Annotated in this window: 11 protein-coding genes and 1 pseudogene; 6 read left to right on the forward strand and 6 right to left on the reverse strand. The window is 37.1% G+C overall.

Annotated features, from left to right (window positions below):
• Window position 1: 1 nt before the first annotated feature.
• Window positions 2–106: an FMN-binding protein gene (locus EHLA_RS17180; RefSeq protein WP_096241150.1), complete on the reverse strand. Its 105-nt coding sequence runs from the start codon at window positions 104–106 to the stop codon at window positions 2–4.
• A gap of 146 nt (window positions 107–252) precedes the next feature.
• Between EHLA_RS17180 and EHLA_RS17065 the strand changes: the two are divergent.
• Window positions 253–507: pseudogene (locus EHLA_RS17065) on the forward strand (fibronectin type III domain-containing protein); the annotation flags it as partial.
• A 586-nt stretch (window positions 508–1,093) separates the two neighbouring features.
• Here the strand turns inward: EHLA_RS17065 and EHLA_RS13520 are convergent.
• Window positions 1,094–1,999, reverse strand: coding sequence for a DegV family protein (locus tag EHLA_RS13520; protein ID WP_096241151.1), 906 nt, complete (start codon window positions 1,997–1,999; stop codon window positions 1,094–1,096).
• Window positions 2,000–2,223: 224 nt separating this feature from the next.
• On the reverse strand, window positions 2,224–4,077 hold the full coding sequence (locus EHLA_RS13525; protein WP_096241152.1) for an HAD-IIB family hydrolase: 1,854 nt from the start codon (window positions 4,075–4,077) through the stop codon (window positions 2,224–2,226).
• Window positions 4,078–4,334: 257 nt separating this feature from the next.
• Between EHLA_RS13525 and EHLA_RS13530 the strand changes: the two genes are divergently transcribed.
• Window positions 4,335–4,904: a sigma-70 family RNA polymerase sigma factor gene (locus EHLA_RS13530; protein WP_096241153.1), complete on the forward strand. Its 570-nt coding sequence runs from the start codon at window positions 4,335–4,337 to the stop codon at window positions 4,902–4,904.
• 126 nt (window positions 4,905–5,030) lie between these two features.
• Complete coding sequence (locus EHLA_RS13535; RefSeq protein ID WP_096241154.1) at window positions 5,031–6,269, forward strand: DUF4179 domain-containing protein; 1,239 nt, start codon at window positions 5,031–5,033, stop codon at window positions 6,267–6,269.
• Window positions 6,270–6,860: 591 nt separating this feature from the next.
• Here the strand turns inward: EHLA_RS13535 and EHLA_RS13540 are convergent.
• From EHLA_RS13540 to cbiM, 3 genes are all read right to left on the reverse strand, one after another.
• Window positions 6,861–7,526: an energy-coupling factor ABC transporter ATP-binding protein gene (locus EHLA_RS13540; RefSeq protein WP_096241155.1), complete on the reverse strand. Its 666-nt coding sequence runs from the start codon at window positions 7,524–7,526 to the stop codon at window positions 6,861–6,863.
• A gap of 121 nt (window positions 7,527–7,647) precedes the next feature.
• Entirely contained in the window at window positions 7,648–8,475 is an 828-nt protein-coding gene (locus EHLA_RS13545; RefSeq protein WP_096241156.1) for an energy-coupling factor transporter transmembrane component T, read from the reverse strand.
• On the reverse strand, window positions 8,475–9,482 hold the full coding sequence (cbiM, locus tag EHLA_RS13550; RefSeq protein WP_096241157.1) for a cobalt transporter CbiM: 1,008 nt from the start codon (window positions 9,480–9,482) through the stop codon (window positions 8,475–8,477). The genes EHLA_RS13545 and cbiM overlap by 1 nt, the downstream gene beginning before the upstream one ends.
• Before the next feature lie 193 nt (window positions 9,483–9,675).
• Here cbiM and EHLA_RS13555 point away from each other — a divergent pair, with 193 nt between their 5' ends.
• From EHLA_RS13555 to EHLA_RS13565, 3 genes are all read left to right on the forward strand, one after another.
• Window positions 9,676–10,884 carry an MYG1 family protein gene (locus EHLA_RS13555; protein ID WP_096241158.1) on the forward strand — a complete coding sequence of 403 codons (1,209 nt, stop codon included), beginning with the start codon at window positions 9,676–9,678 and terminating at the stop codon, window positions 10,882–10,884.
• Between the two features lie 764 nt (window positions 10,885–11,648).
• Window positions 11,649–12,278 carry a uracil phosphoribosyltransferase gene (gene upp, locus EHLA_RS13560; RefSeq protein ID WP_096241159.1) on the forward strand — a complete coding sequence of 210 codons (630 nt, stop codon included), beginning with the start codon at window positions 11,649–11,651 and terminating at the stop codon, window positions 12,276–12,278.
• Between the two features lie 94 nt (window positions 12,279–12,372).
• The gene (locus EHLA_RS13565; RefSeq protein WP_096241160.1) at window positions 12,373–13,755 is read left to right on the forward strand and encodes an NCS2 family permease; all 1,383 of its coding nucleotides are present in this window, start codon (window positions 12,373–12,375) and stop codon (window positions 13,753–13,755) included.
• Window positions 13,756–14,017 lie beyond the last annotated feature (262 nt).

Here is a 14,017-nt window from a genome sequence, read left to right on the forward strand (position 1 = left end):
ATTACTTCTTTGCCGCATTAAATGCCTTCTGGCATGCATCTTTAATTGCTTTAGAAGAACAGGTGGCTCCTGATACAGTATCAATCCACAGAAGCACCAACACCATCCACACCAGACAGTACAACAGCTTCTAAACCAAATACAACAACTGCTGCCAAACCAGCTACAAAGCCTGCTGCTACAGCAAAGAAAACAAACACAACACCAGCCGCAAAGGTAAAACTTACAAAACAGACTGCAAAAGTAAAAGCAAATGGAAAGAAAAAGATAAAAGTATCCTGGAAAAAAGATAAAAATGCTTCCGGTTACGAAATCACATATTCCACAAAGAAATCTTTCAAAGGAAAGAAGACAATTGTAGTAAAAAGTAACAAGACAACAAGCAAAGTAGTAAAGAAATTAGCATCTAAAAAGAAATACTTTGTAAAAGTACGCTCCTACAATCAGGTTGGAAAAACTAAGACTTATGGTGCATACAGCAAAGTAAAAACTGTAAAAGTAAAATAAGTTTCTCTTAAACATTTTATATAATTGGTATTTTATTTAAGCTAAACAGACAAAAAAGAAATAATCCCCTGTCCCATCTGCTCTGTAATCGCTGTGTTAAAGATGCTCATCCGCATCTTTAACACGCTCCGAAGCCGCATCTGGGACAGGGGATTATTTCTTTTTTCTGTGTTTTGGCTCCAGAAGGAATAAATGCAATAGTCTTTGGGGAGAGAAGGGGAAGGAAATCAGAAAACTACCGCTTGCTCAGAAAGTAATCTCATCAGAAGCGTATTTTTCTCTCATATATTGCGACAATATAATGATAATTTTATTATATACAGTGATAACTGGCGATATCATCTTATCATCATTAACCTCATCGCAGAGACAGTATCAAAATAAGCCACGACCTTCTGACCTATCCCCTTTCTCTCTCCAAAAACTATTTCATTCATTCCTTCCGGAGCCAAAACACAGAAAATAAAAAGAATAGACTATTACAAATGTAATGTGAGAGCAAGTAAAAATGCCGGTCAGGCATTTTCTACGCAGTGAAATCTTTACATTTGTAATAGTCTATTCTTTTTATTTTCGTCTGTTTCCTCTAACGAATTAAATAATTCTCATACTTCTTAACACACCCGATTCCAATCGCATATGGTCCGGTATGTACCGCAATGGTTGCCCCAATCTGGCAGATTCCCACCTGATCTACATGGCTCTCTCCATAGATATGGTTTGCAACGGTATTATAATATTCCTTGCCTTCCTCTATATCATAGCCAAAACCAACGCGGAAAGAATAGTCTTCCATCGCATCTCCGGTTTCTTTAAAATAATCATCCATTAACGCAATCGTTTTGGCAACTGTCTTCTTACGGCTTCGTCCGATTCCTGAAGCTTCGATCTCACCATTTACTAAAGTAATCAGAGGCTTTAAAGAAAGGGCGCTGCTTGCGATCCCTGCAAGCTTTCCGATTCGTCCGCCATGTTTTAAATAATCTGTGTTACCGACAGTAAAGAAAATTCTATTCGTCTTTTTCATCTTCTCAAGAATATCTACACACTGTTCATAAGGAACTCCATTCTGACACATTCTTCCTGCTTCAATAACCATAAGACCCTGACTTACTGTTCCTGCTTCAGAATTGATCACAGCAATTTTGGCATCCGGATAATCCTCACAGACAATTTCTCTGGCATTACATGCACAGTTGTAAGAACCACTCAAAGATGGAGTAAAACAAATACAGACTACCGGTGTCCCTTCTTTCACATATTCTGTAAAAACATCAATATAATTCTGTACAGATGGAAGAGAGGTCTTAGGATATACATCTGGATTCCCTACCATTCGCTCATATACTTCACGAATTCCGATTTCTTCAATCTCTTTATAATATGTCTCCTCATCAAATGATATATAAAAAGGTATAATACGTAAATTATACTGTTCAATGATCTCTTTTTCTAAATCACAACAGCCATCACTAATAATCTTGTAATCCATTTCATCCTCCAGTATGCATTATTATATTACTATACACAGAAATTAATACACTGCAAAATATCACTCTAAAAGAAGCATTCTCTCTTACTGCAGTGTAATCTGTGTTCTCATTTCCATGTAATGTAGTTTTCATATCTATATTTTAATATTACCAAAACTCTTTGTCAACTATCTTCTCTATATAGTCTCCGGTAAATTCCAGATTCTATGCCCGTCTTGATAATTTATTTCATTTCCTTTTCCAGAAATTTTACCACTCCCGCATTCAGATTGGTATCTAAAATATAGTCTGCCCTTTCTTTTACTTCCTTATGTGCATTTCCTACCGCACAGGAACGATCACAAGCTTTAAATAAAGGAATATCATTCAGATTGTCACCCATTCCGGTAATCGCGGCCGGATGAAGAAGCTTTCGCAGCTTCTGTATTCCATAATATTTTGAAGCATTTTTATGCGAGATTTCTAAATACCACAGACCATCTCCATAAACATCCTTATAAAAATTCAGATTCAGCCGCTCATCTTTTTTCAAATATTCATAAAATGGTCGTAACACTTCTTCTTCATAACAAATGGAAAAATAAATGATATCTTCACCTGAAATATCTTCTAATTTTTCCACTTTACTAAATGGCTTATGGTATAAATCTCTTCGTTCCGTATAAAACTTTTCCATATGCTGTGTCGCAATTTTTTCATAATAGGTTGCCATCTTTCGTCCAGACTTGCCGACTCGTCCGGCACTATCTACAACAGATGTTTCGCCAGACTTTGAGCAATCCTCGGAAATTTCAGGAGACAATGCATACGCAAATCCTGTCACTCCAAACTTCTTTCTTCCTTTTAAAATATATTCCACAGAATCTCTTTCAATAATTTCCGCATGAATACAGCTTTTTTTCACCGGATCGTAAATCATAACCCCATTCATCAAAATCATAGGACAGGTGAGATTGACATCTTTCATAATAGAATTCACAGTTGCATAGGTCCTCGCTGTAGCAACAGTAAAACAAAGTCCCTGCTCAATGAGAGCATTTAACCGTTTAGGCACATCTTCGTTAAGTAAAGCATCACTATTTAATAAGGTACCATCTAAATCTGATACATATAACATTTTTCCGGAAAGATTATATTCTTCCTTCTCCTGCTTTTTTAAAACTTTTTTTGATACATTTTTTCGTATCTCTTCTGACTTTTCTTTTTGATTCTTATCTGCTTTTACTTCCAAGCAGGCACGTTTTTCTGCTTCCTCACGAACTCTGAAAAAAAGATACTGCTGCATCACACCAGCTATCCCTTCATATCTTTCCACTGGGAAATGCCCATTATAATATATTTCTTCTACTTTGGCAATCCATGTATCAACCGGAAATAAGGAAAGCTGATGCAAACCAAAAAGCTGAATACAAGATGCTACCTTTTCTCCCACTCCTTTTAGCTGTTTTAACATTTCCTTTACCTGCTCTGGAGTTTTTCCTTCATCCACAGCATCTTTTACCTCTTCTAAATCAAACTTTCCCTCTAAAATGTCCTCCGCAGTCTGCCTTATATACTTCTCCCGGTATCCAAACTTAAACTCTGACAAATCCGCTCCAACAATTACTTCTGGAGAAGGAAAGGTATATCCCACAAGATGTTCGCCTTCATAATCAAAAACAATCTGCTCTCCAAGCTTTTCACACAAAGCATCAATACTCTTCATAATACGTGGAATATTATTTCTCTGACTGATAATAAAACTAATAATCATTTCCCACAGATTCTGGCGAAGAATACGAATCCCTTTTCCCATCTTCGCCGCTCCAGAAAGAAAGCGATCTTCCGGATCAATCCGTTCTATTATTTTCCCGTAATCTGTATCTAAATCCAGATACCTTCTAAAATATTCCTCATCCTTTTCTCTGCATAAAATTCTGATTCCTGTCTTTTCCTGAAAAAAACATGCCGCCTGTCCTGCTGAAATCACGAAATACCTGCCCGGACATATTTTCTTCCAGCGGAAGCATTGGCCGCTTTCTGCAATCTGCTTTAAATCTATATAATCGTTTTTTATAAAAATATCAATATAATCCATAGGTAGTTTCCTCTTTCGAAAATTTATACTCCCATCTTAACAGGTTTTAGGGTAACATTCAAAGGAAATAAATCTTTTGGTTCTCTGCGGTTTGGAAGACGGAAATAAGGGCATCGATAGAGAGCATCTGCCTTTTCAAAAAAATCAAAATATTTTCAAAAAGTGAGAGATTCTCATCCCTTATTTGCGAATATATAGTGTAACCGATATAATTACCTATATATTTTTACATTCGAATGTACATAAAGGAGTAACCTATGAAGATAAAAGAATCGAATTTTGTGGAAGAGTTATCCCACAGAAATGAGAGAGCTTTAGAATATGTGATGGTACATTATGGCGGACTTGTAAAGTCTGTGATCCACCGGTATCTGAATGTCCTTTCTCAATATGAGGAGGAATGTATTAATGACGTTTTCTTCGCTGTCTGGGAACATATCGACTCATATGACTCCGCCCGTAATCCATTTGCAAACTGGATTGGCGGAATTGCCAGGTTAAAGGCTTTAGATTATAAAAGGAAATACGCCAATCGCCTTTTAGAAACAAGCTGGGAGAATGCACAACATACGACCGGGATTGATGATGCGATTGAATTACAAACACAGTTTGATGAGGAATTTTCTGAAGAAACAAAGCAAATATTATCCTGCCTAAAACCACAAGATAGAGAGCTTTTCATCAAACTATATGTAGAAGAAAAACCATTTGATGAGATATCCAAAGAAATGAATACAAACAAGCCTGTACTGTATAATCGGCTTTTCCGCAGTAAAAAGAAGCTGCGTTCCCTTTTCCCCAAAACAAAATCAATGAATATTACTTAATGTACACAAAATCACTCAGCTTATGAAACGAATCATAGTAACAAAATCAATGAATATTACTAGTATACCCGTTGTCAATTATCTACCACAAAAAATGTGTTTTCATGACAACTGAAAGGAGTTTTTATGAAAAATGATATTTATGATTTATTAAATGATATTGATAATCAGATAGACACTTTTGAAAATATCGATATTACCAGTACTGATTTAAAAAACTGGAAGCAGTCCTTTACTTCAAAGAAAAAAGCATCCCTCAAAAAGCATACATGGAAAAAATACGTTGCCGCTGCAGCCGCTTTTGTCCTCATTCTCGGCGGAAGCAGTGCCCCGGTAAGACAGAACGTATACGCACAATCACGGCAGATTATGGAGAGTTTATCCACACTTTTAGGTGTTGAGGAAGACCTTAGTCCTTATAGTACTGTGGTTGGTAAATCTGTATCTAAAAACGGGATTACTGTTACATTAAATGAAGTAATTCTTGACGGACACAGCCTCATCATTTCCTATAAAACAAAAATAAAAGACAATGCCACATTAAAAAATTTAAATATTAAACGCATTACTGAACTCCCAATTGATACAGACGTTACTATCGGTGGACAAAATATTGTAAACAGCATCGGAAGCAGCTCTACTCCTATAGACAAACTAACCTCTATCTCCGAAAGCGAAATACAATTAAATGATTCTTCCGTTCTATCTGACAAATCTAATTTTACGATTAATTTTTACACATTAGATAAATCAAATACTACTATTGGAAAATTAAAATTTGCAGCTTCCGGCAAAGAATTAAATGCTAAAACAAAAAATGTAGCTTTAAATCAATCCTTTACTCTGCCAGATAAAACAAAAATAACTCTGAAAAATTATAGAAGCAATATAATCAATCAGAAAATAATATTTACTATCTCCCCAGACAATGCCGGACTTTCTGGAGATATCCTCTTAAAAGGAAAAGACAATCTCGGTAACCCTGTAGAGTTTTTCCTTGATGAATCAGACGGAACAAGCGGCACTTTCAGAGTAGATAAATCAGTAGGATCTATCTCCCCTAAAGCCACCAGCCTTACTTTAACTCCATATTGTGCTGCTTACTCTAACCTTTCCTCTAATAGCAGCTCGAATGAATCAAATGCCACAGAGGAAGCCGACTCTGCCAAAATAATTGGCAGTGGAAATACACAGACTTTTTCTGTATCAAAATCAGAATCTACAAAAAAAACTACCAAAGATACAGCCTCTGATAAAACCGAATCTACTGCAATTAAAGTCGATAGTGAACATACCGATACCACTCAGGAAATTACCATTTCCGACTATAAACAAATCGGAAAATCGTTTACTATTACTATTTGATTCATTAGAGAAAACAGACGAAAAAAGAAATAATACCATATCCCATCTGCTCTGTAGTCGCTGTGTTTAAGATGCTTATCCGCATCTTAAACACGCTCCGAAGCCGCATCTGGGATATGGTATTATTTCTTTTTTCTGTGTTTTGGCTCCAGAAGGAATGAATGCAATAGTCTTTGGGAGGGATAAGGGGAAGAGGTCAGAAAGGTTCCCGCTTACTCGGAAGATGTGCGCCCTGCCGAAGGCTATATCAGTGGGGGGAGTCAATCCCCATCTGATATAAATATTAAAGAAATCGCCTTTATATTTATCGTATACAATGGTAGCTGGCGATATCATCTTATCATCATTGACAGCATAGCGGAGGCAGTATCAGAATAAGCCACAATCTTCCGACTTCTCTCCCTTCTTTTCCCCAAAAAGACTATTGCATTCATTCCTTCTGGAGCCGAAACACAGAAAATAAAAAGAATAGACCATAGTAAATGTAATGTGAGAACAAGTAAAAATGCCGGACAGGCATTTTCTACGCAGTGATATCTTTACATTTACTATGGTCTATTCTTTTTATTTTCGTCTGTTTCCCCTAATGAATCAAATAGTTAATTCATGATCTTCATTTATTTGAATAAACCGGGTTCCAAGTTCTTTCGCAAGCTGCTTATTATGTGTAATGATAATTAGCGTTTTCCCTGCTGCATGAAATTTCTTCAGAAAATCTATAAGCATTTTCTGTGTATTTTCATCAAGCCCGGCAAGGGGTTCGTCTAATATAAGAACTTCGGGATTCATAGAAAGGATGCACGCTAATGATACTTTTCGTTTTTCTCCACCGCTTAAATGATACGGTGGGCGTTCTCTTAATTTTTCAATTCCGAATAAACGGAGACAATCCTCTGTTCTTTGTTTGACTTTTTCTTCGGAAAGTCCCATCTGGATTGGACCAAATGCGATTTCTTCTTCTACACTTCCACAAAAAAGCTGTGTATCTGCATTTTGAAAAACATAACCCATCTGCTGGTGAAACCATTTGGCAAATCTAGGGTCTTTTAATGTTTTTTCTGTAATTTCGTGACCTTGATATGTATAACTGCCTTCCATTGGAAAAATAATTCCATTTAATAATTTTATCAATGTAGATTTACCACATCCATTTGGTCCCTGTATTATTACAGATTCACCTTTTTGAATATTTAAATTAATGTATCGTAATGCAATTTCATTTCCATATGCATAACATACATTTTTTAATTCTATCATTTTGAATCTTCCTTTTATTTTTGTTATTCTTGATTTTACTTTTTATTCTGTTCTCATAGAAAACTGCTATATGTTGGGAGCAAAAGGTATTTTGTCCTCTTTGATATTAGATTGCTTTGTGCTATTTCCACAGACCCTCGAAATAAATGAATATTCCTGTTACTCCTATCATCAAAAGAAGACTCAAGATATCCTGTTTTCGAAAGGTAGATGTTTTTTGTGTTTTATATTCTCCAACAAATCCACGGCAGCACATCGCTGCATACATTTCCTCTGCCATTTCTCTTGATTTTAAAAAGGAAATCCCCAATATCCCAGAAAAGGACTGTGCTTTTTTCCTGTTTTGTCCTACAGATCGTAAGCGAAGTGAGGTAAGGATTTCCATGCAGATTTCTCCGAGTACAGCAATATATTTTAATGTAATATCCAATGTAAAAATAAAGATATCCGGTATATGAAATGAGCGGAGACTTGCTGTTAATTTATTCCAGGATGTTCCCGCTGACAGAATACCTATAAGTGTAACGGATACAAACACTTTGGTTGTGATAATGAGTAAAATCTGCGGATTTCCTATAAACACTGCCGGTAAAAGTATTAGTGCAGAAAAAAGTACTGCTCCAAATGTTCCCGAAAGTATCTGTTTCATTGCTTCTGCCGAATAAGTTGCAAGTGCAAGAATAGTTCCGCCTGCCATAATTAATGAAAATACATAGTTTTTTGAACAGGCAGTAAGTAAAATATATAGGAATGTATAACATAGTTTTAAAGAAGGACTGGCGCTTAGGCACCTGTCCTTCCCTTCTTTCCATTTTAATTTTGACAGTACGCCAAGAACTGCCTGCGTACTTTTTGTAATAAATCCATCTTTATCAATACTTGGAACATATTGCTCCGTTTCACACATCCATGATGGAAGAAAACTATTATTTTTTTCCTGATTTTGCATTACACTGACTGCCCTTTTGAAAAATCTATTTTATCTTTTTTACTTCCAGCTAAAAGCTTAAAGAAGATAACAATAATCGCTACGCCAACAACTGCAGATAAAATATATCCTATCCACTCCGGCATTCCTGCCATAGAGTAATCCGGGAAAAGCGAAGCAAGGCTAAAGCCCTTTTCCATTCCTGCCGGTGTATACCCCAGTGCTTTTCCATTACTTACAAGAGATGCCATCTCTTCAACACCCCATTCTCCCCAGGCGGTTCCACTTGCCAGAAGACCTAATGGTGTGAATATAATCAAAACTGCCATAAGAATATATAATGGCTTAAATGCAGACTGTGCTGGTTTTTCTTCTAATGTTTCCGGTGATATCTTTTCCACAAATGCAAGGATTGCTGTAGTAAGAACTATTTCCGCAATTCCAAATAACGTAAGATGTCCAATCATCATTGCTGGAATAGAAATAGTAAGCGGATATGGACAATAGAGTGCCTTTCCTGCTGCATCGGTAAACAGCAATGGCTGAATTCCAAACTCAATCGCTGCACAAAATGCTGCTGCATTAATGCCGATGTAGGAACCAATTCCTGCTGCTAACTTTCTTTTTCCTGTTTTTTCCCAGATAAGCTTGTAAATCGCAAATCCGAGAAATGGCAATATGAAAGCCATATTAAAACAGTTTGCTCCAAAAGCGAGAATACCACCATCACCAAACAACAATGCCTGGATAAGCAGTGCGATCGTAACGGCAATACAGCCTGCCGACGGACTTCCCGTAAGAATCGCAATCAATGTTCCTCCTACCGCATGTCCGGTTGTACCTCCAGGCAGCGGAATATTAAACATCATTCCAAGAAAGGAAAACGCTGCTCCAATTCCAAGCAATGGCATCTTCACCTTCGGTATTTCTTCTTTTACTTTCTTAACAGAGTATGTCCATACCGGAACCATTGCTGCAGTCATTACCGCACAGGTCGAAGGACTCAAATAATTTTCAGGTATATGCATCTTTCTTTCCTCCTATAAAACTTTTATGTTTTAAACCTAGGATATACCTTTCTATTTTTCCTCACAAGCTCCCCTGGGGGATATATTTTGTATTTTTTTGTATAATTCTTCTATAACTTTATGCTATACTATTATACTGATATTGAAGATTAAGCAGCTTCTTGACTAAAACAAAAATTCTGAGGTGAATTTTATGAATACTCTATTAGAACAAATTAAAAAGAAAAATGCAAAAGCTTTTACACATAGTGGAAAATTTCATGCAGACGATGTTTTCTCCTATGCACTGTTGTTATATTTAAATCCTGCAATCACAATTACCCGAGGAAATAAAGTTCCAAAAGATTTTGATGGAATCGTTTTTGATATTGGCAGGGGAAAATACGACCATCACCAAAAAGATAGCCGCATCCGCGAAAATGGAATACCTTATGCAGCATTCGGACTTCTCTGGGAAGAACTTGGCAAAGAAATTCTTGGTGAAGAACTTGCTGCAAAGTTCGATGAGTCATTCATCCAGCCACTTGATAACAACGATAACACCGGCGAAAAAAATGAACTTGCCACATTAATCGGGAACTTTAATCCTTCCTGGGATATCGAACACGGTGAAAATGAAGCATTTTTAAAAGCTGTACAAACTGCCGGGATAATCCTTGTCAATACATTTGAAAAATATAAGGGAAATGAACGGGCAGACAAACGCATTGAAGAAATTTTAGCTACACAAGAATCCTCTGTCTTATCTGGGAAAAATTCACCTGCTGAAGCAAAAATCCTCACTCTTCCAGAATTTATCCCATGTCAAAAACAATTACGTGACACAGAAATTGCTTTTATCATCTTTCCATCAAATCGTGGCGGCTACTGTATCCAGCCACTAAAAAGAAAGCATTCCCTAAATTATAAATGCAGCTTCCCAGAAAGCTGGCTTGGCTTAGAAGGAGAGGAACTCCAGACAGAAACTAGCTTAAACAGTGCTACCTTCTGCCATAAAGGTGGATTCATTATGACTACCGACCATTTAGACGATGCAATCTCCGCCTGCAAAATAAGCCTTGAACACTTTACCGAAAACTTCTGCATTATAAATTTGGGTGCTTCTTCCAACATAAATGCTTTCCTTACAGAAATGCCTCATATGAAAAATGCAACAGTCATTCAACTTGACCTGCCAGAAATACCCGAACTCACATATGACGGAAACTTTGGCGAAATCGCAATGGAAAAAGCCGACTTTAAATCTTATATAAAGGATTATGTGAAAGGGATTTTAAAATATAAACCTGATGCAGTTTATATAGAAGGAGAGCTTCTCATTACCTATCCCATTATCCGGGCTTTACGAAAAAAACATATCCCAGTCTACATAAAACACAAAATGAAGTTTGTTACTATTTGATTCATTAGAGGAAACAGACAAAAAAAGAAATAATGTCATATCCCATCTGCTCTGTAGTCGCTGTGTTTAAGATGCTCATCCGCATCTTAGACACGCTCCGAAGCCGCATCTGGGATATGACATTATTTCTTTTTTCTGTGTTTTGGCTCCAAAAGGAATGAATGCTAATAGTCTTTGGGAGGGAGATGGGGGAGAGGTCAGAAAACTCCTGTTTGCTCGGAAACACCTTGGTATTCTTGCTACGAGGTGTGCATCATATAACAACGTATGACATACGTTTTGAAAAAACGATATATTGCGACAATATAATAATAAAATCATTATGTACAGTGATAGGTTTCAATATCATCTTATCATCAGTGAAACTTGAAAGAAGGTTCAGCATAGTGGAAATAGCATCGGAATAAGCCACGACCTTCTGTCCCCTTCCCCTTATCTCTCCCAAAGACTATTGCATTCCTTCCTTCTGGAGCCAACAAGCAGAAAATAAAACTATTAGCCCTTAGCCAATGTAATGTGAGAGCAAGTAAAAATGCCGAATAGGCATTTTCTACGCAGTGATATCTTTACAGTGGCTAAGGGCTAATAGTTTTATTTTCGTCTGTTTCCTCTAATGAATCAAATAGTTGACTTATTCTTTTTTGTCTACTATAATAGTGCTAGCGTTGTGGTACTAAATTAGTATATTTCAAGAAGAAGCTATTTTTTCTGAAATAGATTTTTTTAATGTATCTGCATGACTACATTAAAGATTGGAGAAAACTATGAATAATGTTATTGAGATGAGTCACCCGCTTATTAAGCACAAGATTTCTCTTTTAAGGGATAAGAACACAGGAACGAATGAATTTCGTAAATTAATTGAAGAGATTGGTATTTTAATGGGCTATGAAGCTTTAAGGGATCTTCCGTTAGAAGATGTGGAGGTTGAGACACCAATTGAGACTTGTATGACACCTATGATTTCTGGTAAGAAGCTTGCGATTGTTCCGATTCTTCGTGCCGGTCTTGGTATGGTGAATGGTATTCTGGCTCTTGTTCCAAGTGCGAAGGTTGGTCATATTGGTTTATATCGTGATGAAGAGACACACGAACCTCATGAATATTATTGTAAGCTTCCGGACCCGATTGATCAGAGACTTATCGTTGTATTAGATCCAATGCTTGCTACCGGTGGTTCTGCTATTGCTGCCATTGACTTCATTAAAGCTCATGGCGGAAAGAGTATTAAGTTTATGTCTATTATTGCTGCTCCAGAAGGGGTAGAACGTCTTGCAAAGGCTCATCCGGATGTACAGATTTATTGTGGTAATATTGACCGTCAATTAAATAAAGATGCCTATATCTGTCCGGGTCTTGGAGATGCCGGTGATAGAATCTTCGGAACGATTTAAATCTAACTTTTATGTCAATATTAGTTAGATTCTATAAAAGAGCCCTTATAAAAAGCCCTTATTTTGAGGCTCTCATTTAAGAAAGGAAAGTATTATGTTAGAAAAACTTTTTAAACTATCCGAAAATCATACGGATACGAAGACAGAGGTTTTAGCGGGTATTACGACATTTATGACTATGGCGTATATTTTGGCTGTTAACCCAAGTATTATGGCCGCTACCGGTATGGATTCCGGAGCTGTATTTACCGCTACTGCTCTTGCCGCTTTTATCGGAACATTACTGATGGCGATTTTCGCAAACTATCCATTTGCCCTGGCACCAGGTATGGGACTGAATGCATACTTTGCCTATACTGTTGTAATCGGTATGGGGTATACCTGGCAGTATGCACTGACTGCTGTATTTGCAGAAGGTATTATTTTTATTCTTCTTTCCCTTACAAATGTGCGTGAGGCGATTTTTAATGCAATTCCAATGAACCTGAAATCTGCCGTTAGTGTGGGAATTGGTCTTTTTATTGCATTTGTTGGTTTACAGAATGCACATATCGTTGTGGGCGGTTCTACATTACTCCAGTTGTTTTCTGTAGATGCGTACAATAAAGCGAATGGTGTGGAAGCTTCTTTTAACAATGTCGGAATTACGGTAATTCTTGCATTGGCAGGTATTATCATTACCGGAATTTTAGTTGTTAAAAATATTAAGGGAAATATCCTCTGGGGTATTTTGATCACATGGGGACTTGGCATCATTTGCCAGTTTGCAGGACTTTATGTACCAAATCCAGATTTAGGATTCTACAGTCTTTTACCTGACTTTAGCAAGGGGCTTTCTATTCCAAGTCTTGCTCCTATCTTTGGAAAGCTTCAGTTTAAAGGAATTTTTTCTGTAGACTTTATCGTAATTTTATTTGCATTTTTATTCGTTGACCTTTTTGATACGATTGGAACTCTTGTCGGTGTATCTGCCAAAGCAGATATGTTAGATGAAGAAGGAAAGCTTCCTCATATTAAAGGGGCACTTCTTGCTGACGCTGCAGCAACTACTGTTGGTGCGATTCTCGGAACTTCTACCACTACCACTTTTGTGGAAAGTGCTTCTGGAGTATCCGAAGGAGGAAGAACAGGTCTTACTGCTGTTACAACAGCGATCCTTTTTGGATTATCTCTGTTCTTATCACCAATCTTCCTTGCGATTCCATCTTTTGCTACCGCACCTGCTTTAGTAATTGTTGGATTATATATGCTTAGTAATGTTACAAACATTAACTTCACTGATATGTCCGAGGCTATCCCTGCTTACGTATGTATCATTGCAATGCCATTCTTCTACAGTATCTCCGAAGGTATCTCCATGGGCGTTATCGCTTATGTTGTTCTTAACCTTATCACAGGAGAGGCAAAAGAGAAGAAGATTAGTGCATTGATGTATGTATTGGCAATCCTGTTCATCTTAAAATACATTTTTCTGTAATTTTCAAGTTTTCTAAAGCGTGTTTAAAAAATTATGGGGCTGTCGCACCAAAAACAGCCCTACCCTATGGCAGGGATTCATGCATTGCATGGAATCACTGCTATATTTTTATAACAAGCGTGGGACCTATGGTATAAAGAGCAGACGACTTGCGTTTTGCTACTCAACTTTCGAACGTTTATGGAAACGCCATTCGCACTAAACTCGCTGCCGCTCAGACAACGTGCTCGGTGGCGGGTTCGTTCTCAAGTTTCGTGACGCA

The sequence above is a fragment of the Anaerobutyricum hallii genome (assembly GCF_900209925.1).
GTDB classification, from domain to species: Bacteria; Bacillota; Clostridia; order Lachnospirales; family Lachnospiraceae; genus Anaerobutyricum; species Anaerobutyricum soehngenii.